This is a genomic window from Vreelandella neptunia (assembly GCF_022489065.1).
GTDB lineage: Bacteria > Pseudomonadota > Gammaproteobacteria > Pseudomonadales > Halomonadaceae > Vreelandella > Vreelandella neptunia_A.
In genome coordinates this window covers 45,640-69,885 of record NZ_JAKVTW010000004.1, presented here as the reverse complement: position 1 = coordinate 69,885, position 24,246 = coordinate 45,640, and the positions used below count along the sequence as shown (strand labels likewise).

Sequence of the window (24,246 nt, the reverse complement as noted above, 5' to 3'; positions counted from 1 at the left end):
CACCTCCTTACAGTTCAGCAGCAAGCTCATCGAGTAACTTGCGATGTGCTTGTTCGTCGACCGACGCTTCAAGAACACGCTCGGCACCCATAACAGCGAGGTAAGAGACTTGGGCGCGAAGCTCGTCTTTTGCACGGTTCACTTCTTGCTCAATCTCTGAACGTGCGCTGGCTACAAGGCGTTCGCCTTCGGCACGGGCTTGCTCGCGGGCTTCTTCAATCATCTGGGCAGAGCGCTTGTTGGCCTGCTCAAGAATTTGCGAAGCTTGCTCCTTGCTTTCACGCAGCATCTGCTCAGCGCGCTCTTGAGCAAGCTCAAGATCACGGTTAGCGCGACTAGCTGCGTCCAAGCCATCAGCAATTTTCTTCTGACGCTCATGAAGCGCGTTGCTGATCGGAGGCCACACATACTTTATGCAAAACCAGACAAAGATCGCGAAGGCGATCGTCTGCCCGATTAGCGTCATGTTGATATTCACAGGAACGTACCTCTGACAAGTTCGTGGCGACCGGAGTAAAACAGAACCGAGCGGTAAGCCGCTCGGCTAAGCTGTCATTAACCGGCAACAACGAAAATCAGGTACATCGCAATACCAACACCGATCATCGGAACGGCGTCAAGCAGGCCGGCCATGATGAAGGTTTTGGTTTGCAGTTGGTCACCCAGTTCAGGCTGACGTGCAGTTGACTCAAGCAGTTTGCCGCCCAATAGAGCGAAGCCAATGCCGGTAGCCAGTGCGCCCAGACCGATGATGATGGCAGCTGAAAGATAAACCATTTCCATGATGAAGCTCCTGAGTTTAAGTTTTGGTTAAGGGTTGAGGGTTAATGAAAACGTTATTGCTAGGTTAATGGTGTTCGTGTGCAGCGCTCAGATATACAACCGACAGGGTTGTAAAAATGAAGGCCTGCAGAGTGACCACCAAGATGTGGAAGATGGCCCACGGCACATCCAATAGCCAAATAGCCCAGAACGGCAGCAACGCGATCAGAATGAAGATCACTTCCCCAGCAAACATGTTACCGAAGAGACGCAGACCGAGGCCCAGAGGCTTCACAAGTAAGCCAATAATTTCGAGTACTAGGTTGAAAGGGATCAACGCCCAGTGATTAAACGGGGTCAACGATAGCTCTTTGGCAAAGCCACCGATGCCTTTCACCTTGATGCTGTAATAAATAATCAGACCAAACACACCCAGTGCCATACCCAGTGTGGCATTGGGGTCAGTGGTCGGGACAATTTTCATGTAATCGACGCCAAGCTTGGCGAACAGCACAGGGAAATAGTCCACCGGGATGATTTTCAGCGTGTTCATCAGCAAAATCCACACGAAGAGCGTCAATGCTAATGGCGCAATCATCGGGTTTTTGCCATGGAAAGTAGCGCGAGTCAGGTTTTCAATAAACTCGACCACCATTTCAACCGCATTTTGTAGCCCACCGGGCACGCCCGTGGTGGCCATTTTACCTGCTTTACGAAAAACCCAGATAAACAGCAGGCCCATGGCGATGGACCAGCCCATAGTGTCTAGGTGAATGGCCCAGAAGCCCATTTCGCGTGCTTCTTCTGCAGTGTTAGCCAGTGACCAGCCGTTGACGGGGTGGTTACCAAAGGTCAGGTTCTGCAAGTGGTGCTGGATATAGTAAGTCGAAGAGACTTCGTTTCCTGCGGCCATGGATGTGTCACCTCAATTAGTTGTGCGATCTCTAGGCATTAACCAGGGCGTGAGCCAATGCGTTAGAACAACCGCGACGTAAGCGTAAAAAAATAAAGCGGGGTTTGAGGGGGGCGCTACGACAAACACTGCAACAAACAGTGCCACCGTCAAACCAAACTTGCCTGCTTCAGCACGAAATAAGTGAATAGCTCCTCGTGTTCGTCGTTTGGCGTGAAAAATACCCATTCGTTGAATAAAAAATGCCTGGGGCAAAAGTGCTACCAAGGCGCCCAGCAATACAGATAGCAAACCTTCCGACTGTCCGAGCATGTAACCAAGCACCATGCCCACTAATGTAACGATCAACTGCGCAATGGTAAGTCGAACGATATAGGCTCTTCGCCGCTGGGTTTCGTATCGCTGCATAGCTTTCTGAAATAGCTCTCGGAATAAATACCCAGCTGTTAAATAAAAATCGCCCTACATCGACAAACGTATTCCTAGACAAACACAGGCAACCTGCACAAATCTTGCGCGATTATAGGGAAGCGCTATCACACCTTCAACCGAAGTCGCACCGATTTTGCCCGCTAAAGGGCCGATTTGCGACCAAAGAGGGAAAACATGGTCACTTCTTACGCGATATTGAATAGCCTGCTATTTAATATGATTTAAGATGCCGTCCAGCTCTTCAAGGCTCGTATAACGTATTGTTAATTTACCTTTGCCTTTTTGGCCATGATCTATGGAGACGGGCGCACCGAGCAGCTCGCCAAGATGCGTTTCAAGCTTGGCCACATCGGGCTGTTTATTTTGGCGACTAGGCGCTTTGATCGAGGTTTGACTGGTCTGTACTTTTTTCACCAGCGCTTCGGTTGCACGAACGGTCATATCGTTGTTGACCACTTCATGGGCCACTTGCCTTTGCTGGGCGCTATTTAACGTCAGCAACGCCCGCGCATGGCCCATATCCAGATCGCCACGTTCGAGCAAGGTTTGTACTTCAGGGTCCAGCGCCAGCAGACGCAATAGATTGGCGACCTGAGTGCGCGACTTACCCACTGCATCGGCAATCTGCTGCTGAGTTAGCTCAAACTCTTCGCCCAGGCGCTTGAGCGCCATGGCTTCCTCGATGGCGTTGAGGTTTTCACGCTGAATGTTTTCGATCAGCGCCAGTGCCAATGCGACTTCGTCACTAACTTCACGAATGACCGCTGGAATCACATCCAGCTCAGCGAGCTGGGCGGCACGCCAGCGACGCTCACCGGCAATAATCTCGTAGCGATCCACGCCAATAGGGCGAACCACGATGGGCTGCATAACGCCCTGGGCACGAATGGAATCTGCCAGCTCTTCTAACGCTTCGGGTTGTATATCGCGCCGCGGTTGATATTTCCCCCGCGTTAGTTGCCCTAACGGAAGGCGTTCAAGGCGATCCTCAGTAACGTCTTCGCCCGCGGCGCTGCGCGCTGCATCGGAAAGCTCCAAAGGAGTACCGCTACCGGCAAGTCCTAAACTGTCACGGCGACGGGCACCGGCACCAATCAGGGCATCCAGGCCACGTCCCAGCGCGGGTTTACGCGTCATTCGCTTTTCCTCATTTTATAACGCTAGGCGACGAATTATCTCTTTCGCCAACACACGATAGGCCTGGCTACCCCGGGAGAACCGAGCATACTGCGTAACGGGTAACCCGTGACTCGGCGCTTCGGCAACTTTTACGTTGCGCGGAATGGTCGTTTTCAGCAGCATGTCGCCAAAATAGTCACGTAGCTGCTTATCCACTTCCCGCGTTAAGCTGGTGCGTTTGTCGTACATGGTGCGCAAAATGCCCGCAATCGCAAGGTCAGGATTCACATTCTGCTTAATCTGCTCAACGGTATCGAGCAGTGCCGATAACCCTTCTAATGCGTAGAACTCACACTGCAGAGGAATCAACACACTGTCAGACGCAGTTAATGCATTCACGGTAAGCATATTCAACGAGGGCGGGCAGTCGATAAGCACCACATCGTAGTCACTGGAGACCGAAGCAAGTGCCGTGGTTAAGCAGCTCTCGCTTTTATCGCGATCTAACAGCTCGACCTCTGCGGCGGTAAGATCACCATTGCCGGGCAGTACGTCGTACTTTACCGCTAGCTTCTTAACGATGGTTTCAGCTGCCGTTGCTTCACCCAGCAGAACGTCAAGCACGCTTTTATCGAGCTCATATTTGTCGATGCCACTTCCCATGCTGGCATGGCCTTGGGGGTCAATATCCACCAGCAGTACGCGACGATCGAGTGCTGCGAGACTGGCCGCCAGGTTAACGGCTGAGGTGGTCTTGCCCACGCCGCCTTTTTGGTTGGTCAGGGCAATGATCTGGCTCACTTACTCAACTCCTTCCTGGGGTCAGAATCAATAGCTGCCGCTGGGCCGCTTCAAAGGGTACTTCCAGCAGGTGACGTTGGTGTAAACGAATACCAGGGGGCAGATCGCGTAACTCCTCGTCTGCTCCTGGACCTTTCATGGCTAGCCACTGGCCTTCGGCGCCGGGTAACTGGCGAGTCAGGGTCACGAAATCGACCAAGCTGGCAAACGCTCTAGAAATCACCTGATCGAAAGCGTCGTTCTCAAACTCTTCCACCCGTGCCTGAACAGGAGATACGTTTTTAAGGCCGAGCTCCATCACCGCCTGACGCTGAAAACGCACTTTTTTGCCATTGCTGTCCAGCAGCGTCACATCAAGCTCGGGCGCCAATATGGCCAGTACTATACCGGGCAAACCCGGGCCAGCGCCAACATCCAGCAGCCGCGGCCCTTGCACATAGGGCAGCACAACAGCGCTATCCAGCACATGTCGCGAGACCATATCGTTAACGTCGCGCACGGCTGTGAGGTTATAAGCCCGGTTCCACTTGTGCAACAGTGCCAATAAGCCTAGCAGCTGCTCGCGTTGATGTTCGTCAACGGCGATGCCTAACTGGCTAAGCCCTTGATCGAGCCGTGGTGCAACGCTTGCAGGTAGCGTTTTCAACAGTGGGTTCAACGAACTCATCCGTTAACCACCTCTGCTGCGGCTACCAACCGGCGCTTTTTCAGATGAACCAGCAAAATAGAGACGGCCGCCGGGGTAACGCCTGAAATCCGCGCCGCATGAGCAAGCGTTTCCGGCCGCGCTTCAGCCAGCTTCTGGCGAATTTCGTTAGACAAACCTTCCACTTTCAAATAATCCAGCTCCGCAGGCAGCGGCGTGGCTTCATGACGTTTGAGCTTGTCGATCTCATGCTGCTGGCGATCGATATAGCCTTGATATTTAGCCTGAATCTGTACCTGCTCGGCGACGGCTGGATCGGTGACAAGGGTGCCCTCAATTCCGGGCAGATTGGCCAAATCGCTGTAATTCAGTTCAGGGCGTTTAAGCAGATCACTCAGGCAATACTCGCGAGTAAGCGGTGCGCCGGTTTTTTCGGCCACTTGTTTAGCCGCAGGACTTCCCGGTTGTATCCACAGGGTGCTTAACCGCGCGCTCTCTTGTTCGATAGCCTCGCGTTTCTGGCTAAACGCTGACCAGCGCGTGTCGTTAACAAGGCCTAATTTTCGGCCCGCTTCCGTTAAACGCAGATCCGCGTTGTCTTCACGCAGCAGCAGACGGTACTCCGCCCGAGAGGTAAACATCCGGTAGGGCTCTTTTGTGCCCATGGTAATCAGGTCATCGACCAGCACACCGAGATAGGCTTCATCGCGGCGGGGATACCAGGCGTCGAGCTCCTGTGAACGGCGGGCGGCATTAAGGCCTGCGAGCAACCCTTGAGCACCGGCTTCTTCATAACCGGTGGTGCCATTGATCTGGCCGGCAAAAAACAGGTTGTGGATAAATTTTGTTTCCAGCGAGTGTTTTAAATCCCGCGGATCAAAAAAGTCGTACTCAATGGCGTAGCCAGGCCGGGTGATATGGGCGTTTTCCAGACCTTTGATGGAGCGCACTACTTGAATCTGCACGTCAAACGGCAGCGAGGTCGAGATGCCGTTGGGGTAGAGCTCATGAGTATCCAAGCCTTCGGGTTCAATAAACACCTGGTGGCTGGATTTATCGGCGAAGCGATGCACTTTGTCTTCAATCGATGGGCAGTAACGCGGCCCAACCCCTTCGATGACACCGGAATACATTGGCGAGCGATCAAGGTTGGCCAGAATCAGATCGTGAGTCTGCTGATTGGTGTGCGCAATATGGCAACTCACTTGCTGAGGATGCATTTCCCGCGATCCCAGGTAGGACATAACCGGCGTTGGGCTATCGCCGGGCTGCTCTTCCATCTGAGAAAAATCAACAGTTTTGGCATTAATACGCGGCGGTGTGCCGGTTTTTAGGCGATCAACGCGAAACGGCAATGCGCGGAGTCTTTCTGCTAACGCATTGGAAGGCGGATCGCCTGCTCGGCCACCTTTGCTTTGATCCAAACCAATGTGAATCACGCCACCTAAAAATGTGCCGGTGCACAGCACGACGCTGTCCGCATGAAAGCGAATGCCGGTTTCCGTAACGACCCCACGCACAGTGTCGTTATCCACAATCAGATCGCCAGCGGCCTGCTGAAAAATCGTTAGGTTGGGTTGGTTTTCCAACATTCCGCGGATCGCCGCTTTGTAGCGGATACGATCAGCCTGGGCACGGGTGGCTCGGACGGCAGGCCCTTTGCGGGCATTGAGCACACGAAATTGGATGCCACCTAGATCCGTGGCAAGCCCCATGGCGCCGCCCAAGGCATCGATTTCTTTAACCAGGTGGCTTTTGCCAATGCCGCCAATGGCGGGATTACACGACATTTGGCCCAGGGTTTCGATGTTGTGGGTGAGCAGCAGGGTCTGACAGCCCATGCGAGCAGAGGCCAATGCGGCTTCAGTTCCCGCATGGCCACCGCCGATGACAATCACATCAAAGCGGTCGGGGTAATTCAAAAGACACCTCGTCTTGTGCCCATCGGCACGGATGTTGTGGCCAGTGCTGTTGGTTCTAGACGCAGCCACCTTAGATCAATGAGGCGGCAAGTATAAACCCCCTGTGGGTAACCGTCAGGTTTTTCCACACCCTGAATCGTTAAACAGCCTCTATTAATAACAACATAAATATAAAATAAGAGAAGTTCTGTAAATGTTGTAACTACTAGTGTGGACAATTTCTGTGTATAAGCGAATTATCCCTTTTAATTTCATACTCTTATATTGTTGACTTCTACATGTTTGAACGCGGGAGTGCCTGGGTAGAAGGGGTGGTAAGCCTGTGGATGGAATAGCGCTTTATCCACAGAGTTAGTTAAGCACCTCTTATCCACCGTCCAGTACCTGTGTTGTTACCGCACCTATGAACAACCCCAACTTGGTGTGGAGCTAACGCTAAGAGACTCGCCTGATAGGCTTTCCAGTCATAAAATCAATCAACATAAAAAAAGTTTATCCACAGGCAAAAAAATGGCCTGTCATGTCGACAGGCCATCAATAAAGCGCAATTTAGCGCTAGTTCGGGAGTAATTTGACGCTTAAAGAAGGCTCAATTTAATGTTTGAGTACGCGCGCTAAGAAGGATTGCGTACGTTCATTTTGCGGTGAATCGAAGAGTTTCTCGGGATGACCCTGCTCGGTAATCTCGCCTTTATGGATAAAAATAACCCGATCAGCAACCTCACGAGCGAAGCCCATCTCATGGGTAACTATCACCATCGTCATGCCTTCTTTGGCCAACTCGCGCATGGCATCCAGCACTTCACCGATCATTTCCGGATCTAGCGCCGATGTGGGCTCGTCGAACAGCATTAGGCGGGGTTCCATCGCCAAGGCGCGGGCCAGTGCCACACGCTGCTGTTGGCCGCCTGAGAGCTGGCTAGGGTACTTATCCGCTTGGTCAGCAATACCCACTCGGTCGAGCAGCCGCTTGGCGTTGCTGACCGCGTCGTCCCGGCTTAAACCACGCACTTTCATCGGTGCCAGGGTAACGTTATCGATCACACTGAGATGGGGAAAAAGATTGAATTGCTGAAACACCATGCCCACTTCGGTACGGATGGTTTGCAGTGCTTGGGTACTCTTCCCATGGGGCAGTAGTTCGTTGTTATCGACCACCAGGCTGCCCGATTGGAACTCTTCCAAACCGTTAATACAGCGAATCAGCGTTGATTTACCTGAACCACTGGCACCAATAATCACGACGACTTCACCGGGCACAATTTCGATATCGATGTCGTTGAGTACGTGCAGGCTGCCAAAATGTTTATGGAGCTGCTGCATACGCACAATGGGGTGCGTTGCGTCGTTCATTGTATCGCTCATTGCGCGCGTCCTTATTGTCCGGCCAAGCCTCGGATCTCAAGCTGGCGAAGGATGATTGAGAGAGTCCAGGTGATCGCCAGATACATCAATGCGACCATGAAATAGACTTCCAGGGCTGTGAAGGTAGTGGAGATATAGATTTGTCCCTGACGCACCAATTCTCCCACGCCAATGACTGAAAACAGCGAGGTGTCTTTGATACTGATAATGCCCTGATTACCCAGGGAGGGAATCATGCGCCGAAACGCTTGAGGCCAGATAACGTAACGAAACGCTTGAGTACGTGAGAGACCAAGAGAGAGGGATGCTTCGCCTTGACCACGCTCTATCGACTGCACGCCGCCGCGAACGATTTCAGATATATAAGCACCAGAGTTGACTGCAATTGCCGCGATACCCGCAACCAAGGGGTTGATCGGGCCCCCTAGCAGTTGTGGCAGGCCGTAAAAGATAAACAGTACTTGAACCAGTATGGGCGTGCCACGAAATACCTCAATGTAAAAAATAGCTGGCCAGCGTAGCCAGCGTAGGCGGCTAATCCGTAGTAACCCAAAGAAAATTCCGATAAAAAAACCGATGGCGAGACCGCCAAACGAGATAAGCAGCGTCCAGGGAATACCTGGCAGCAGGTAAGGGATAGACCCAAACGCTGCCGACCAATCAAATTGAAAATTGACGTCCACGCGTAGACTCCTGAATCAAAAATGCAGATGAAAAAGCACATAAGAAACGCAGCAGGGCCGGGGGTTGTGGCCACCCGGCCCTGTCATGACGTTATGCTGTCAGTGAGTTTTTATACTCACTCTTCGCTGGAGGATTCACCAAACCATTTGGTGTAAATCTCATCGTAAGTACCGTCTTCTTTCATCGCTGCGAGCGCTTCATTGGTAGGCTCTACCCATTCGCTGCCTTTATGAAAAACGATGCCGTACTGTTGGCCTTCGTATAGCGGTCCGACGACTTTTGTACGTCCTTCACCGCGGGTTTGCGCGAAGTAGGAAACGTTAGGCGCATCGTAGAAAACGGCATCGACGTTACGGCCCAGTAGTGCCATATACATATCGCTCATGGCCGGGAAGGGGGTGATATCGGCGTCTTCACCGAGTTCTTGTTGTAGAAAATCGTAGCTGGTGGAACCAATGCGCGTGGCAATAGAGAGGTCAGCGAGGTCTTCGATGCTTTCAACGTCATCGTTATCGGCGCGAACAATGATTTTCAAGCCAGAGTCGTAGTAAGGATCGGAGAAGTCGACGATTTCAGCGCGTTCTTCGGTGATGGTGGTCCCGGCAATAGCGATCTCTTGGCTACCGGTTTGCACGGCAGGAATAATGCCGGCGAATTCCATCGTGGTGAGATTGACTTCAAAGCCTGCACGTTCGGCGACTTCGTTAATGATATCCATATCGAAGCCGACCATTTCGCCGGTTTCTTGATCCATCATTTCAAACGGCACAAAGCTTGGGTCAGTGACCACGTTCACCGATGGCGTTTGGGCCATGGCGGCAGTGGCACTGCCTAACCCCAGTGCGAGCGCTAAGGTAGTTTTAGTTAGACTGGTTGGTAATACGACTTTCATAAGTTTCCCCGTGCTTTATGTGGCTGTGTACAGTTTTCAAAGCGATTTACATCGTTTGAAAACCCTTTAAGCCGTTATTGACCTATCAACCTTGGCGAGAAACCGCCAGGGCGTCAAGTCACGGGGAGCGTTGTGGGCCAACGCTGTTTAGACCATAAAGGAGGCGCCGCAGCCGCAGGTAGTGGTGGCGTTGGGGTTTTGAACACGAAAACGCGCGCCCGCCAGGCCCTCTTCGTAGTCAACGGTGGAGCCTACCAAATATTGGTAAGAGAGGGGGTCAACCACCAAGGCTGCCTTTCCAAATTCAATGACGGTGTCATCTTCGGCAACATTGTCTGCAAAGTCGAAGCCGTACTGAAAACCCGAACAGCCGCCACCGGTCACGTAGACCCGCAGTTTAAGGGATGGATTATTTTCTTCTGCTATCAGCGCATTAATGCGTTTGCGCGCACTGTCAGATAGCAGTAGTGGGGTCGGAACAAAGGCTTCTGCACCGCTCATGGGTACCTCCCGCGAGCTTAAAGAACGAATAAATCGGCATTGGGGGGTGATTATGGGTAATTCCCAGCAAATTGGTCAACTATTGCTGGGAATTAGTTAGGTGAAGCTTAGCTTGCAGCCCTTAGCTGGCGAGGGCAGGTTTCCGCGAGGGCGCTGTGAACCCGTCCATGGGCGCTACTTTCGACATCTGACCGCCATGGATGGCGGAAATGCCGGAATTGTCGGGAACATTATTCCGGCCCTGGAAAAAGACCCTCGCTCCAACCTGCCCTCGCATCACGTTAACTGCCTTGGTAAAGAAACCTTTTGAGGTACCCTCTGCATACTAGTGTTTGTTTGGTTTAAGGCATCAGCGCAGGGGCGGTGAGTCCTGTGTTCTCGTCAAAGCCGAACATCAGGTTGAGATTTTGGATTGCTTGGCCCGAAGCGCCTTTGACCAGGTTATCGATCACCGACAACACAACGACGGTATTGCCATTGCCGGGGCGATGGACAGCCAGGCGGCAGGTGTTGATACCTTTGACACTGCGTGTCTCAGGGTGACTCCCTGCTGGCATCACATCAACGAAGGGCTCGTTGGCGTAGCGCTGCTCGAACAGTGCCTGTAGATCGCCGGGCTCAGCGGTTAGCTGGCCGTAGAGCGTGGCATGAATGCCACGAATCATCGGCGTTAAGTGGGGCACAAAGGTTAACCCCACCGCGGAGTGCTGAATATCCCTAAGACCCTGACTAATTTCCGGCAGGTGGCGGTGGCCGCTCGCGCCATAGGCTTTCATTGATTCGCTGGCTTCAGCAAGCAGTGAGCCTACTTTGGCCCCGCGGCCTGCCCCGGTAACGCCTGATTTGCAGTCGGCAATCAGTTGGCTTGGGTCGATTAAACCCGCTTCCAAAAGTGGTAAATAACCGAGTTGGACGGCGGTGGGGTAACAGCCGGGCACGGCGATTAAACGCGCGTTTTTGATCTTGTCCCGATGCATTTCCGGCAGCCCATATACCGCTTCTTGTAACAATTCAGGGGCACCGTGGGCTTGGTCGTACCAGCGGCTCCACTCGTCGGCATCGCGCAAACGGAAGTCAGCCGAGAGGTCGATCACTCGTGTACCGTTTTCGAGCAGTTCACCAGCAAGCGCATGGGCAACGCCGTGAGGTGTGGCGAAAAAGACCACATCCATGGCGCCAAGCTGCTTGGCATCCGGTTCACTAAACGCCAGCGTGTCGTAATGGCCGCGCAGGTTGGGGTACATATCGCACACCTTGACGCCTGTTTCCGAGCGCGAGGTAATGGCGGCTACATTGACGTGAGGGTGCTGGGCGAGTAGCCGTAGTAGTTCAACCCCGGTATACCCGGTACCACCAACAATGCCGACCTTAATCACAAAGAGCTCCTTGCGTAGAACTGTTGCAAATTAGTTTCGATAACAGCCTAAGCGGATTGCTGCGGGCTGTCGAAGTGTATCGGGCTATGATACACAAGAGGATAAATAGACAAGAGTATTAAGACAAAAACAAGGAAGGTCGCTGTGGCGCGTTTTTCCCGATCGGATTTTACCTTAGAGAGTTTTCGTCGACAGTTGGCTAATGTCGACGCCCTTCCGCAGCTCTGTTTGCTGGGGCTTGTGTCGGGGATCATTACGGGCGCTGTGATGGTGGCGTTTCGGCTGCTATTGGAAGTTGGGGCCTCGCTTTATATGACAGATGGTAACCCTGAGGCGTTTGAAAGTATGCGGCCCTGGCTACGTGCCCTGTTACCTATGCTGGCAGTGACGCTGGTGGGCGTGCTGTTGTATCGGCAAAAACCGGCAGCTCGCAAACTTGGTGTTGGCCATGTGATTGAGCGGCTCACCTACCATCAGGGCCGCTTTCCGTTACGCAACTGGTTAAATCAGTGGTGGGTCGGGGTGGTGGTGGTGCTAGGGGGCCTCTCTGCAGGTCGTGAGGGCCCGGCAATTCACTTGGGAGCAGCCGCGGCCAGTGGGCTCGGCCAGCAGATGCGCTTGCCCAATAATAGTTTAAGAGTGCTGGTTGCATGCGGTACCGCAGCAGCTATTTCCGCCTCTTTTAATACGCCTATTGCGGGTGTCATCTTTGCCATGGAAGTGGTGATGATGGAGTACACCTTGATGAGCTTTATGCCCGTCATTCTGGCCTCCACCATGGGGGCGCTGGTGGCTCAATTGGCCTATGGCAATGAACCTGCCTTCCGTATCCCTGAAGTGGCTTTAGGGTCGTTAATCAATCTACCGTGGATCGTACTGACGGGATTGGTGATTGGCTTACTGGCCGGGCTGTTTATCCATATTTCACGCAGTCAGCGCATTATAGCGTGGCCACTTTGGGTGCGCCTTGGGTTAGTAGGGGTCACGACGGGCGCCGTCGCTTGGTGGTTTCCCCAGGTTCAGGGGATCGGCTATGACAGTGTGGCAGCGGCACTCAACAATCAGTTGGAAATTAAAGTACTGCTGGCGCTGATGATTGCCAAACTGCTGATTACGGCGCTAACTGTTGCTGGGGGCGTTCCTATCGGCATTATTGGCCCGGTGCTCGTAGTGGGGGCAGCCACAGGCGCACTGTTTGGTTTACTGGGGGGTTGGTTTTGGCCAGACAAAGCCGCCGACCCAGGGATTTACGCGATGCTAGGTATGGCCGCGATGATGGGGGCGGTGCTACAGGCGCCACTGGCTGCGCTGATGGCACTTTTGGAGTTAACCCATACGCCGAGTATCATGCTTCCCGGAATGTTGGCGGTAGTGGTTGCTTGTTTAACCTCGCGGCAGTTAACCGGCTGTGAAGGTTTTTTTATCAGCACGGTTCGCTATGGGCTACACCCGCTTCAGCAGCCATTGATGCAGGCACTCTCGCGGGTTTCAGTACCAGCGGTGATGGAGCGACAGTTAGTGCGCACTGAGCGAATGATCACACCAGATCGGGCACGGGTATTACTAGAAACGAATCCGGTTTGGTTAGTGATTGAGCGTTCAAGTGAGAACAAACCAGTGCTGGCGCTTAAAGCTGCTGAATTGGCGCGTTGGCTGCTTGAGCACGACGAGGCGCTGCAGGGCAAGGAGCCGCCCGAGGATGAATTAATAGATCTATTGGAAATTCCTGGTCAGCGTTTGGAGCTAGCGCCGATTGGCTTACAGGCGACGCTTTCCGAGGCATTCTTAAAGCTTCAGGATGATGCCTTGGGCGCGCTCTATGTGGTACACGGCTATCGCCCTAAGCAGCAGCGTATTTCAGGTATTATCACCCGTGGCGCTATCGAGCGTTATTATCACTACTCGGATCCCCGTGGCGCCGATCTCCGTGACAGTGATTCACGAGAGAAGGATTCATCAGTTTAAGGAGCGACAATGTACCTATGGGTGAAGGCTATTCACTTAATGGCAGTGGTGACCTGGTTCGCCGCGCTGTTCTATTTACCACGGCTGTATGTCTACCATGCTACTGCCAGGGATAATGGCGATGAACAAGCGATCGCTTATTTCAAAACCATGGAGCGCAAACTCTACCGCGGTATCATGACGCCATCGATGATTGCAGTACTGATTTTTGGTGGTTGGATGCTCTACCTAGTGCCTGAATGGTTTAGCCAGGGGTGGATGCACGCCAAGCTTGCGCTAGTAGTCTTGCTGATTGCCTATCATCACGTTTGTTTGATCTATTTGAAGCAGTTTGCCCAAGACCGTTGTACCAAAGGGCACGTGTTTTTCCGCTGGTTTAACGAAGCACCGGTGATTGCGCTGGTGGCTATTATTCTACTCGCCGTTGTGAAGCCCTTTTGATGCGCCAGCCTCTTCCTCCCGTGGTGTTGGTACTTTCTGGTCACGACCCGACCGGCGGTGCGGGTATCATTGCTGATAGCGAAGCCATTGCTGGCTGTGGCGGCTGGGCGGTAACGATCCCCACTGCGCTAACGGTTCAGAATTGCCATAACGTGACGCGTGTGATCCCTGCAGACGCTAACGCGATGCGCCAAATGGCTGAAGTGCTTGGCGAGATGCAGGTGGCGGCGATTAAAATTGGCTTGCTCGCCGATGAAGACACGCTGCGCGCAGCGGAACAAATTATTCGCCGTTTTCCAGGCATTCCCGTGGTAGCGGATCCGGTATTTAAAGCCGGCGGTGGAACTGAGTTATCCACACCCGCTTTGCGTAAGCTCTATATTGATCGTTTGCTACCGCTTGTGGATATTTTAACGCCCAATCGTGCTGAGCTGTGCCAATTGACGCCTGACATCGTTACGGCTTTCGACGATACGGCCCGCGCGGTAGAGCTGATGTCACAAGGATGCCAAGCCATTTTAGTGACTGCCACTGATGAACCATTGCCCGGCAACGATGAGCAAGTCGTTCACACCTTGCACTCACCTGACACCACTCGCCAATGGCAGTGGCCACGTTTGCCCGAACTGTTTCATGGTTCAGGTTGCACGCTCGCAGCAGCCATTGCGGCACGTTTGGCTGTTGGTGAGCGCTTACCAACAGCGTGCGAACAGGCGCAGCACTTTACTTGGCAGAGCCTGTCTCAGGGGTTTCAGCCGCCTAGTGGCCAGTGCTTGCCCAACCGCTTTTCACGGGCTGTCCGTTTTTAATCCTATCTTCTATACGCCATTGACCGAGAGGATGCCATGACCACATCAGCTGAACTGTTTGACCTTGCCAGTCGCCATATTCCGGGGGGGGTAAATTCACCCGTTCGAGCGTTTAAAGGCTTGCACCGCCCGCCCGTCTTTATGGAGCGAGCCCAGGGCGCCTTTCTATTCGACGTTGAAGGTAATCGGTACGTGGATTATGTGGGTTCCTGGGGACCAATGATCACTGGGCATGCGGACCAAGACGTATTGGCTGCCGTACGAGCACGGTTAGATAATGGCCTGTCGTTTGGTACCCCTACCGCTGTCGAAACCACCATGGCGGATTTGATCTGCGAGATGATCCCTTCCATGGATATGGTACGTATGACCAGCTCGGGTACCGAAGCGACTATGTCCGCAATTCGTTTGGCCCGAGGTAGCACTGGTCGCGATAAGATCGTTAAGTTTGAAGGTAACTACCACGGCCACTCTGACTCTCTGCTGGTAAAAGCGGGTTCTGGGGCACTCACTCACGGTGAGCCCAGCTCCCCGGGCGTACCTGCTTCGCTGGCTGAGCACACCATTACACTCTCATTTAACGATCCTGAAAGGGTTGAAGCGTGTTTTAGCGAAATCGGTGATCAGATTGCTTGCATCATCGTTGAGCCCGTTGCTGGCAATATGAACTGTATACCGCCACAGCCGGGCTTCCTGGAAACGCTGCGTCGGGTATGTAACGAGTACGGCAGCCTATTGATTTTTGACGAAGTGATGACCGGTTTTCGCGTTGCCTTAGGTGGTGCTCAGGCACACTACGGTATCACCCCCGATTTAACCTGCCTGGGTAAGATTGTTGGCGGCGGTATGCCGGTGGGCGCGTTTGGTGGTAAGCGCGATATTATGCAAAATATTTCACCCCTAGGACCGGTTTACCAAGCAGGCACCTTGTCGGGTAATCCGCTGGCCATGGCGGCGGGTGTTGCGCTACTCACAAAGCTTCGTGTGCCAGGTTTCCATGATGCGCTCACTCAGCGGGTCAATACTCTGTGTACAGGCCTTCAAGAGCGAGCTAATGCTGCACGAGTGCCGATGATAACGCAGTCCGCAGGCGGCATGTTTGGGCTCTTCTTCACCTCACAAAGCCGTGTGGATAACTTTGCCCAAGCCACAGCCTGCAATCCGGATGCTTTCCGGCGCTTCTTTGGTTCGATGCTTGATCACGGCGTTTACTTGGCGCCTTCTGCTTTTGAGGCGGGTTTTATGTCTAGCGCCCATACGCCGGAAGATATTCAGTTCACGCTGGATGCAGCCGAAAAAGCCTTTGCCGTCATGTAACGGCAAGTAACGTAAAGCCCGCTATACTGCAAGAGCCGCTCCCTTAGAGCGGCTCTTCGGTTAGCTGAAATCCATATCTATGGTACGAACAACGGCTTGCGATACATGATTTGCGCAGTGGGATTGGCAGCTTGCTTCCCACTAGCTGCACAGACGCCTCAGGAGCAGGACATGACCCAGATCCATATCACCATGAGCGGTTCGCCAGGCGCAGAGTTTTCTGCCCATTGGCGGATTACCCACGAAGGCGAAACCACCGAGCACGTTGAGGAGAGTGGCACCGTACCTGCGGAGTACACTTTTACCGGTACTGAGCTTGAAGGCAGCGTGAAACTGTTAAGCGATGACGAGCGATTAGAAGTCGATATTCAAAAAGGTAGCAACCGGTCGCATTCATCTACTCAGGGGGCTGGAGGTACATTAACGCTGATGATTAATTAATAATTATTTATAATTCAAAGCCACCCTAAAGGATGGGGGGTGGCTTTACTTTATATTAAATAAATAACAAGTTAATGGTTATTTGGTCATTGTTTTTTTTACTATTAATAATTTTTTAATGTTTTGACTGCAGGCTACGAGCAGTTTCAATGTTAGGTAAAATTGGCCCTAAATTTTGATGAATCCAGTTAAGAGCTTGAATACGGTTATGAACATTAATTTTACGAAAAATATTGTATAAATGTGATTTTACAGTGTGTTCACTAACAAACAATTTTTCAGCAATTTGTTGATTTGATGAACCTGTGCTCAACAGGGAAATAATTTCCATTTCTCTATTGGTTAGCCCACAAGCAGGACGAAAAGCATTACTTTGGTATTTGCGATAAAAAATGATTAAACGAGCCATCAAATCTCTAGACATCCACAGCTGGCCGCCTAATAAAGCGTGAATACCTTTGCAAATAACCTCAAGACTTTCGTTGCGATAAAAAACCCCTTTTAATTGAGCGCATGAAAGGGCTTCCAAAGCATGATCCATATCACTGATATTGATAGCAGCTAATGGCACTTTTGCCATCGCTTGTGGCAATTTTTCTTGCCATGCCGGTAAGGCATCAACACCGATATGATCACTATCAATGAGGATTAATGCGCTACCAGTTACAGAGGAAGGTAGCGGTATACTAGGTGAGTGAATATGTATTGGGCAGCCAGTATGATCGCTTAAATATTCAGCAAATAGCTGAACCTGCGAGCTTTTTTCGGTAATGATATATACCGATCCAGTAGGTTTTTCTTGCGACATTAAATAATCCTCATATAAAGAAAGAGTCAGCAAGTGATATTTGTAGTGTTGCTTATAAGGCACAATTTGTAAAGTTATGTTATCAAAATAATGGATAAAGTAATGAAGAAAAATTTCAAAATCTAGACGAAACCATAATTTATTGAAAAGAAAGGAAATATTTTATTTTTTTAGGCTATGGATTTATCCTGAAGATACGTTGAGTAACATTTTGCTGGCTTTTGATACGTTCGATGAGCGCGTAAACTGATGCTCTACTGTTTGGAGTGCGTGTCATGGCATCAGTTAATACCCTTGTCCTAGCGAGCGGGAATGCTGGAAAGTTACGAGAATTCAATCAATTACTGTCGCCACTAGGCTTCGATGTGCGTCCTCAGGCGGACTTTGGCGTTACTGAAGTCGAAGAAACAGGATTAACATTTGTCGAAAATGCGTTATTAAAAGCCCGAGAAGCTAGCCTTATCAGTGGGTTACCTGCCTTAGCAGACGATTCCGGTCTTGAGGTGGATGCACTGCAAGGTGCTCCGGGCATTTACTCCGCACGCTATGGTGGTGAACCTAAAAGCGATGAGAAAAATAACGAAACGTTATTAGCTGCGTTAAGTGACTACGCCGAAGGGCAGCGCAGTGGCCGCTATTGGTGTGTACTCGTTTATTTGCGACACCCCAAAGACCCTGTACCGGTGATTGTGCAGCGCAGTTGGGAAGGCGAGATTCTCGCCCATCCGAGGGGGAAAGAGGGGTTTGGCTACGATCCACTTTTCTGGCTACCGGATCAGGGAATGAGTGTTGCCGAGCTGCCCAGTGAAAGCAAAAACCGCCTTAGTCACCGTGGACGTGCGTTGCAAGGATTGGTGGAGCTATTGAAGGTGGCGCATGGCTGATACGCTGCCGCCGCTATCTCTTTATATCCACACGCCCTGGTGTGTACGCAAATGCCCATATTGTGACTTTAATTCCCATGAGCCGGGGACACACGGCTTTACGCCTCGCGATTTGCCTGAATCCGCTTATCTTAAGGCTTTGTTACAAGACCTGGATAGCGATCTTGTCCTGGCGGCTGGCCGCGAAATTCAAACCATCTTTATTGGCGGTGGAACACCCAGCCTGCTGTCGCCTGCATTTTATGACCGTTTACTGAGCGAGATTGAAGCCCGTTTGCCTTTTGCTAACGGTATTGAGATTACCTTAGAGGCCAATCCTGGTACTACGGAGCAGGCACGTTTCATTGGCTACCGAAACGCTGGCATTAATCGCCTTTCGCTGGGTATTCAAAGTTTTCAGCCCGACCAGTTGCATGCGCTAGGGCGTATTCACAGTGGCGATGAAGCGATCACTGCGGTAGCCCAAGCGCGTCAGGCGGGCTTTACCAACATTAATATTGATTTAATGCACGGCTTGCCCGGTCAGACACCTCAACTGGCAATGGACGATATTGCTCAAGCGTTGTCATTAGCGCCGGAGCATCTCTCCTGGTATCAGCTTACCCTTGAGCCGAATACGGCCTTTCACTCCCATCCACCGACGTTGCCTGAAGAAGAAGCACTCTGGGATATCCAGGACAGCGGTCATCAGCTTTTGGAGAAGGCTGGATTTAAGCACTACGAAATTTCAGCCTACGCCACTACTGACCAGCAAAGTCGGCATAACCTTAACTACTGGCAGTTTGGTGATTATCTTGGGATTGGTGCGGGTGCCCATGGCAAGTTAAGCCATATTGACCAAAACGGTGAGTGGCGCATTGAGCGGCGTTGGAAAACCCGCCAGCCGGATGCTTATTTAAAACGCATGGATGACCTGCGAGGCTTTATAGCCGGTAAGCAGGTGATAAAAGCGTATGAGCTGCCGTTGGAGTTCGCTATGAACGCTTTGCGACTCATTGAGGGTGTGACGCTGGAGACATGGAAAGCCAATACCGGGCTCTCTTCTGATATGTTACTGATGCGTTTACAAACCGCCGAGAAAAAAGGACTTTTGATGCAAATGCCTGAAAAGCTGCGTGCATCGCCTCAAGGTCTATTATTCTTGAATGAGTTGCTGGCTTTAATTAGTGAAGATTGACCAGTAATGAATAAAAAGATGTTTCGAACATAAACAAGGAGTGAGTGATGCGTATTTCTCGACTACTGACACCGCTGGCAGCCGCTATTTTAGTAGCAGGTTGCGCCACATCGGATCCTTACGGTGGCCAAACGCAACGCTCTAGCACCGCGATGGGTTCTGGTATTGGGGCCGCTGTGGGGGCTGCTGCAGGTGCTCTGTCTGGCGATGGTAGTACCAGCCGCCGCGACCGTGCGCTGATTGGTGCGGCCGTAGGTGCAGCAGCCGGTGCGGGCATTGGTGTCTATATGGATCGCCAAGAGCAGCAGCTACGTGAGAACTTGCAGGGCTCACGTATTGAGATCGATCGCCGTGGCGACGACATTGTGCTCAATATGCCCAGTGGCGTTACCTTTGGTTTTGATTCTGCCGATCTGACGAGCGAAGCACGTAGTTCCCTCAATGAAGTCGCTAGCGTGCTCACCGAGTACCAAGATACTCGCGTTAACATCGCAGGTCATACCGATAGCACTGGCCAGGCCAGTTATAACCAGCAACTGTCTGAGCGCCGTGCCCAAGCTGTGGGTGGTTATTTAACACAGAACGGTGTTTCATCGTCGCGCCTTAACACCTCTGGCTATGGCGCCACTCAGCCGGTCGCGAGCAACGACAATGAGCAGGGCCGTGCCCAGAACCGCCGTGTAGAAATTACCTTAACCCCAACAGGAAATGGTCAGGGCTAAGCCTAATACACTATTAGGTTAACCTGGCTATTGCCGCTTAAAGCCCGCTATGCTCACATAGCGGGCTTTTTTCATATAACTGTCGATGAGTCTCTATGCTGTCTTACCAACATGCCTACCATGCCGGTAATTTTGCCGATGTGCATAAACATCTGACGCTTTATGCGGTGATTGACTACTTATTACGTAAAAAAACCGCTATTACATATGTGGATACTCATGCTGGTAGAGGGCTATATCCGCTTGAGGCTCCTGAGACTCAGCGCTTGCAAGAGTATCGCGAGGGCATTTGGCCACTGTGGCAGGCCCGTGCGGGATTGAATGATCCGTTGCTAAACGCCTGGAAAGAGGCATTAACAAGTGCTCAAAAGGCACCGGCGTCATTGACGCATTACCCTGGTTCTCCTTGGTGGTTGAGCCACTCGCTGCGTGAGCAAGATCAACTGAGACTATTTGAACTGCACCCAGGTGAGCACGAGCAATTAAGCGCCCAAGGTTTATCGCCTCGGGCGCAACGCGTGTTTGGTGACGGACTGGCGGGACTTGAGGCTATGCTGCCTGCCATAACGCCCCGCATATGCGTACTCATTGACCCCAGCTATGAGCGCAAGGTGGAGTACCAGGAAGTTGCCGATACCGTCGTTTACACCCATGAGAAAGCGCGCCATGGTGTGGTATTGATTTGGTACCCGTTACTGCCTTCTGACCACCATCTCACGCTATTAACCGCCTTAAAAGAGAGCGGCGTACGCAAAATATGGCGCAGTGAACTGCTGCTGCGCGAACCTGGTGAGCAGGCCCACGGCATGTTCGGCAGCGGTATGTTAGTGATTAATCCTCCTTGGGGTCTGGATCAGCGCATTGCCGCAGCGATGGAAGAAATCACACCGCTGCTCGGCACCGATACCCGCTATCAGGCGGAGTGGTGGGTGAGGGAGTAGTTGTTGGAAAGAGTCGCGCTATCATTTACCGATACAAAAGCTGCCAAAGATCTCACCCAGTAAATCATCGGCACTGAATTCGCCGGTGATCTCTCCCAAAGCCTGTTGGGCGTCGCGAAGATCTTCCGCAAGCAGCTCTCCTGCGCCGTAGCCATCGAGCTGAGCTCGGCCTGTATCCAGGGCAGCCATTGCACGGTCTAAGGCGTCCAGATGCCGTCGACGGGCAGAGAAGCGACCCTCAGTGGTGGCAGCAAAGCCCATCACATCTTTTAGATGCGCTTTTAAGTTATCCACACCCGTGCCGGTTTTTGCCGATAGCCTGACGATGGGCGTGGTTGTGGATAAATCAATGCCCGCCGGTTCAGCACTGGTATCGATCTTATTGCGCACCAGGGTTAAGCGGCTTTGATCAGGAAGGCGAGCAACAAACTCGGGCCAGATGGTCATGGGGTCAGTGGACGCAGTGGTGCTTGCATCTACCAATAGTAAGACACGATCAGCTTTTTCTATCTCTACCCATGCACGAGCGACACCAATCTTCTCAACTGCATCGGGCGTATCGCGCAGCCCGGCGGTGTCGATAATATGCAACGGCATACCGTCGATATGAATGTGTTCACGCAGCACGTCCCGGGTGGTGCCAGCGATCTCGGTCACAATGGCGGTATCTTGTTCTGTCAGGGCATTCAATAGGCTGGATTTACCCGCATTGGGGCGTCCTGCAATGACCACGTTCATCCCTTCGCGCAGCAATGCCCCTTGGCCTGCCGCTTGACGCACATCGCCTAACGCTTGCTGGACACTGTTTAAGTGCTGCGCAACATGGCCATCGGCAAGAAAGTCGATCTCTTCTTCAGGGAAGTCGATCGCCGCTTCAACATAGACGCGTAGTTCAATCAGCCGCTCTACCAGCGCTGATACGCGCTTTGAAAACTCCCCTTGCAGCGAGCGCACGGCGTTTTCTGCCGCTGAACGTGACGTTGCATCGATTAAATCCGCAATCGCTTCGGCCTGGGCCAGATCAAGCTTGTCGTTTAAAAAAGCGCGCTCGGAAAATTCACCCGGCCGCGCCAAGCGGGCTCCCAATGCCACACAGCGCTCAAGCAGCATATCCATGATAATCGGACCGCCATGCCCTTGGAGCTCCAGAACGTCTTCGCCGGTAAACGAGTGAGGGCCATTAAAGAAAACAGCAATGCCTTCATCAAGGCTGCCTTCAGCGCCCTGGAAGGGGCCATAGTGAGCGTAACGCGGGGCAGGGCAATGCCCAACCATGGCTTGAGCGATCTCGCGGCAAGTAGGGCCAGAGACGCGGATAATACCCACACCGCCCCGACCGGGTGGCGTTGCCAATGCCGCAATGGTGTCAGGCGTATAAAGGCGTTCGGCCATGGTGAATCTCTTTTTAAATTGGCAGGTAACGAAATGGATCGACCTAGTGTGAATTTTTCGGCCTTAAAACGCCAGACCCCCGCTCAAGGCGGGGGTCTGAAGGCGCTAATTAAAACGGCGGATTGCTGGGTTTTTAACTGCTAAGCTTTTACCTACTTAGTTTTTAACCCTTTACCGACGTTCGGATCGTTTTCGATTTTGCGCGTAATGTAGTACTGCTGCGCCACCGAAATGATGTTGTTGACCACCCAGTAGATGACCAGACCGGCTGGGAACCACAGGAAGAAGAAGGTAAAGATGATGGGTAGCATCTTCATAATCTTCGCCTGCATTGGATCCGGAGGCGTCGGGTTCAACATCTGCTGAACGAACATCGAAATACCCATCAGTATTGGCAAGATGAAGAGTGGATCCTTCACCGATAGATCTTGAATCCAGAACATAAACGGCGCATGACGCAGTTCAACCGATTCCAGCAGCATCCAGTACAGGGCGATGAAAACGGGCATCTGAATCACAATAGGTAGACAGCCCCCCAGTGGATTGATCTTCTCCTTCTGGTAGAACTTCATCATCTCTTGTGACATTTTTTGCCGGTCGTCACCATACATCTCTTTCAGACGCTGCATTTCAGGTCCAAGCTTACGCATCCGTGCCATGGACTTGTACGCTTTGGCTGAAAGTGGGAACAGCACGGTCTTAACCAGTACGGTTAGCAGAACGATTGACCAGCCCCAGTTACCGACGACATCGTGGATTTTATCCAGTAGCCAGAAAAGCGGGTTAGCGATAAACCATAGCCAGCCGTAATCGACGGTTAAACGTAGATTCGGTGCTACTTGCTCTAGGTAGTCTTGTACTTTAGGACCCATGTAGAGGGTAGCACCTAACGTAGCTTCGCCTTCTGCGGCAACAGAACTGGTAGGGCCAGCAAAGGCTACGACGTTACGGTTGCTTGAATCCGTCGTGACGTAGTAAAGATTCTGCTGGTCCTGCTGAGGTGCCCATGCCGAGACAAAGTAGTGCTGAATAATGGCAATCCAGCCCCCTTGTGCTTCACGGTTTTCAAAGTTACTACCTTGAATGTCATCAAAGTCGATCTTCTCGTAGCGCGCATCCGGCGTTGAGTAAGCAGCCCCTAGGTAGGAGTTCATCCCCATTGATACACCGCTGGAGGGGTCAGGGCTATTGTCACGTGCCAACTGACCAATAAAGCGCGCGCTAATAGGCGCATCAGTGTTATTGGCTAGGTAGTAATTGACATTGACCGCGTAGCTGCCACGTTCAAAAGTAAGGCGCTTAATCACCTCAACGCCATTTACATCGGCGGTTAGATCAACGCTTAGCTCGTCGTCATTATCGCCTAAACGATACTCTGAATTTTCGGGCGTAAACGCAATACGGCTTGCTTGGCCATCAAGCTGGAGGCCTGAACGGGCCACGTAGCTGCGGCTACTGTTATCTGACAGCAGGACATAGTTACGCTCTGAGTCGAGGGAAAGTTTGTGCTGCGGTAATGCAGCATAAACAATATCGCCACCGTGTGGATCAATGCGCACATCAAGAACATCGGTAGTCACGGCTATGAAATCGCGGCTCGACGTCTCGCTTTCGCTATCGTCAGGAATACCTTCACCTACCGCATCTTGCTGTGTAGATGAGCTCGGTACCGCTAAGCCGCCTTCGCCATCCTCCATATCGCTGGGAGGAGCGGCGTTGCTGCGTTGAGTCGTCTCAGGCACTGAATCGTAATTCGGCTGCCCGTAATCCTGATTCCACTGGACGACTAGCAGATACGCAAGTACGGCTAGTGGAATCAGTAATAAAAGTCGTTTTACGTCCATGAGGGTTCTGCCCGCTGGGTGGTGAACATGCTAATGGCGCAGTGTCATTTACTCGACTCTTGACACACGAAAGCCTGCCAGGCGGCAGGCCG

25 protein-coding genes are annotated in these 24,246 nt (G+C 52.1%); 9 read left to right on the top strand and 16 right to left on the bottom strand.

All coding sequences use genetic code 11. The features are described 5' to 3' along the window. Positions 1–7 precede the first annotated feature (7 nt). From MLE19_RS08025 to argC, 13 genes are all read right to left on the bottom strand, one after another. Entirely contained in the window at positions 8–478 is a 471-nt protein-coding gene (locus MLE19_RS08025) for a F0F1 ATP synthase subunit B (protein ID WP_240717664.1), read from the bottom strand. Positions 479–555: 77 nt separating this feature from the next. Continuing rightward, positions 556–783 carry a F0F1 ATP synthase subunit C gene (atpE, locus tag MLE19_RS08020; RefSeq protein WP_007112217.1) on the bottom strand — a complete coding sequence of 76 codons (228 nt, stop codon included), beginning with the start codon at positions 781–783 and terminating at the stop codon, positions 556–558. Positions 784–847: 64 nt separating this feature from the next. Continuing rightward, entirely contained in the window at positions 848–1,675 is an 828-nt protein-coding gene (gene atpB / locus MLE19_RS08015) for a F0F1 ATP synthase subunit A (RefSeq protein WP_240717663.1), read from the bottom strand. 12 nt (positions 1,676–1,687) lie between these two features. Then, complete coding sequence (locus MLE19_RS08010) at positions 1,688–2,083, bottom strand: ATP synthase subunit I (protein WP_240717662.1); 396 nt, start codon at positions 2,081–2,083, stop codon at positions 1,688–1,690. A 231-nt stretch (positions 2,084–2,314) separates the two neighbouring features. Continuing rightward, positions 2,315–3,244: a ParB/RepB/Spo0J family partition protein gene (locus MLE19_RS08005; protein WP_240717661.1), complete on the bottom strand. Its 930-nt coding sequence runs from the start codon at positions 3,242–3,244 to the stop codon at positions 2,315–2,317. 15 nt (positions 3,245–3,259) lie between these two features. Next, positions 3,260–4,027: a ParA family protein gene (locus MLE19_RS08000; protein ID WP_240717660.1), complete on the bottom strand. Its 768-nt coding sequence runs from the start codon at positions 4,025–4,027 to the stop codon at positions 3,260–3,262. Between the two features lie 4 nt (positions 4,028–4,031). Next, a complete protein-coding gene (gene rsmG / locus MLE19_RS07995) occupies positions 4,032–4,694 on the bottom strand; it encodes a 16S rRNA (guanine(527)-N(7))-methyltransferase RsmG (protein ID WP_240717659.1) in 663 nt (220 codons plus the stop codon). Then, positions 4,691–6,595, bottom strand: coding sequence for a tRNA uridine-5-carboxymethylaminomethyl(34) synthesis enzyme MnmG (gene mnmG / locus MLE19_RS07990; protein ID WP_240717658.1), 1,905 nt, complete (start codon positions 6,593–6,595; stop codon positions 4,691–4,693). Before mnmG ends, rsmG begins: the two co-directional genes overlap by 4 nt. Before the next feature lie 594 nt (positions 6,596–7,189). Continuing rightward, entirely contained in the window at positions 7,190–7,948 is a 759-nt protein-coding gene (locus MLE19_RS07985) for an amino acid ABC transporter ATP-binding protein (protein WP_425356802.1), read from the bottom strand. A 23-nt stretch (positions 7,949–7,971) separates the two neighbouring features. Beyond that, entirely contained in the window at positions 7,972–8,643 is a 672-nt protein-coding gene (locus MLE19_RS07980) for an amino acid ABC transporter permease (protein WP_240717657.1), read from the bottom strand. A 116-nt stretch (positions 8,644–8,759) separates the two neighbouring features. Then, positions 8,760–9,536, bottom strand: a complete 777-nt coding sequence (locus tag MLE19_RS07975) for a transporter substrate-binding domain-containing protein (protein WP_240717656.1) — start codon at positions 9,534–9,536, stop codon at positions 8,760–8,762. A 147-nt stretch (positions 9,537–9,683) separates the two neighbouring features. Then, positions 9,684–10,037: an iron-sulfur cluster insertion protein ErpA gene (gene erpA / locus MLE19_RS07970; protein WP_240717655.1), complete on the bottom strand. Its 354-nt coding sequence runs from the start codon at positions 10,035–10,037 to the stop codon at positions 9,684–9,686. A gap of 341 nt (positions 10,038–10,378) precedes the next feature. Further along, positions 10,379–11,413 carry an N-acetyl-gamma-glutamyl-phosphate reductase gene (argC, locus tag MLE19_RS07965; protein ID WP_240717654.1) on the bottom strand — a complete coding sequence of 345 codons (1,035 nt, stop codon included), beginning with the start codon at positions 11,411–11,413 and terminating at the stop codon, positions 10,379–10,381. A 144-nt stretch (positions 11,414–11,557) separates the two neighbouring features. Here argC and MLE19_RS07960 point away from each other — a divergent pair, with 144 nt between their 5' ends. The 5 genes from MLE19_RS07960 to MLE19_RS07940 all read left to right on the top strand — a co-directional run bounded on the left by MLE19_RS07960 (position 11,558) and on the right by MLE19_RS07940 (position 16,386). Then, positions 11,558–13,378, top strand: coding sequence for a chloride channel protein (locus tag MLE19_RS07960; RefSeq protein ID WP_240717653.1), 1,821 nt, complete (start codon positions 11,558–11,560; stop codon positions 13,376–13,378). A gap of 9 nt (positions 13,379–13,387) precedes the next feature. Continuing rightward, positions 13,388–13,819 carry a protoporphyrinogen oxidase HemJ gene (gene hemJ, locus MLE19_RS07955; protein ID WP_240717652.1) on the top strand — a complete coding sequence of 144 codons (432 nt, stop codon included), beginning with the start codon at positions 13,388–13,390 and terminating at the stop codon, positions 13,817–13,819. Beyond that, positions 13,819–14,628 carry a bifunctional hydroxymethylpyrimidine kinase/phosphomethylpyrimidine kinase gene (thiD, locus tag MLE19_RS07950; protein ID WP_240717651.1) on the top strand — a complete coding sequence of 270 codons (810 nt, stop codon included), beginning with the start codon at positions 13,819–13,821 and terminating at the stop codon, positions 14,626–14,628. Before hemJ ends, thiD begins: the two co-directional genes overlap by 1 nt. Positions 14,629–14,664: 36 nt before the next feature. Next, on the top strand, positions 14,665–15,945 hold the full coding sequence (hemL, locus tag MLE19_RS07945) for a glutamate-1-semialdehyde 2,1-aminomutase (protein WP_240717650.1): 1,281 nt from the start codon (positions 14,665–14,667) through the stop codon (positions 15,943–15,945). Positions 15,946–16,116: 171 nt separating this feature from the next. Beyond that, a complete protein-coding gene (locus MLE19_RS07940) occupies positions 16,117–16,386 on the top strand; it encodes a hypothetical protein (protein WP_240717649.1) in 270 nt (89 codons plus the stop codon). A gap of 115 nt (positions 16,387–16,501) precedes the next feature. Here MLE19_RS07940 and MLE19_RS07935 read toward each other — a convergent pair whose 3' ends face one another. Further along, a complete protein-coding gene (locus MLE19_RS07935; RefSeq protein ID WP_240717648.1) occupies positions 16,502–17,194 on the bottom strand; it encodes a LuxR C-terminal-related transcriptional regulator in 693 nt (230 codons plus the stop codon). A 275-nt stretch (positions 17,195–17,469) separates the two neighbouring features. Here MLE19_RS07935 and rdgB point away from each other — a divergent pair, with 275 nt between their 5' ends. The 4 genes from rdgB (at position 17,470) to MLE19_RS07915 (ending at position 20,918) form a co-directional block, all read left to right on the top strand. Then, complete coding sequence (rdgB, locus tag MLE19_RS07930; RefSeq protein ID WP_240717647.1) at positions 17,470–18,078, top strand: RdgB/HAM1 family non-canonical purine NTP pyrophosphatase; 609 nt, start codon at positions 17,470–17,472, stop codon at positions 18,076–18,078. Beyond that, a complete protein-coding gene (gene hemW, locus MLE19_RS07925) occupies positions 18,071–19,255 on the top strand; it encodes a radical SAM family heme chaperone HemW (protein WP_240717646.1) in 1,185 nt (394 codons plus the stop codon). The genes rdgB and hemW overlap by 8 nt, the downstream gene beginning before the upstream one ends. A 47-nt stretch (positions 19,256–19,302) precedes the next feature. Further along, positions 19,303–19,977, top strand: a complete 675-nt coding sequence (locus tag MLE19_RS07920) for an OmpA family protein (RefSeq protein ID WP_240717645.1) — start codon at positions 19,303–19,305, stop codon at positions 19,975–19,977. A 95-nt stretch (positions 19,978–20,072) separates the two neighbouring features. Beyond that, the gene (locus MLE19_RS07915) at positions 20,073–20,918 is read left to right on the top strand and encodes a 23S rRNA (adenine(2030)-N(6))-methyltransferase RlmJ (RefSeq protein ID WP_240717644.1); all 846 of its coding nucleotides are present in this window, start codon (positions 20,073–20,075) and stop codon (positions 20,916–20,918) included. Positions 20,919–20,939: 21 nt separating this feature from the next. Here the strand turns inward: MLE19_RS07915 and mnmE are convergent, their stop codons facing one another. Both mnmE and yidC read right to left on the bottom strand, forming a co-directional pair. Next, positions 20,940–22,310, bottom strand: coding sequence for a tRNA uridine-5-carboxymethylaminomethyl(34) synthesis GTPase MnmE (gene mnmE / locus MLE19_RS07910; RefSeq protein ID WP_240717643.1), 1,371 nt, complete (start codon positions 22,308–22,310; stop codon positions 20,940–20,942). 152 nt (positions 22,311–22,462) lie between these two features. Then, positions 22,463–24,154 carry a membrane protein insertase YidC gene (gene yidC / locus MLE19_RS07905; RefSeq protein ID WP_240717642.1) on the bottom strand — a complete coding sequence of 564 codons (1,692 nt, stop codon included), beginning with the start codon at positions 24,152–24,154 and terminating at the stop codon, positions 22,463–22,465. Positions 24,155–24,246: the final 92 nt, after the last annotated feature.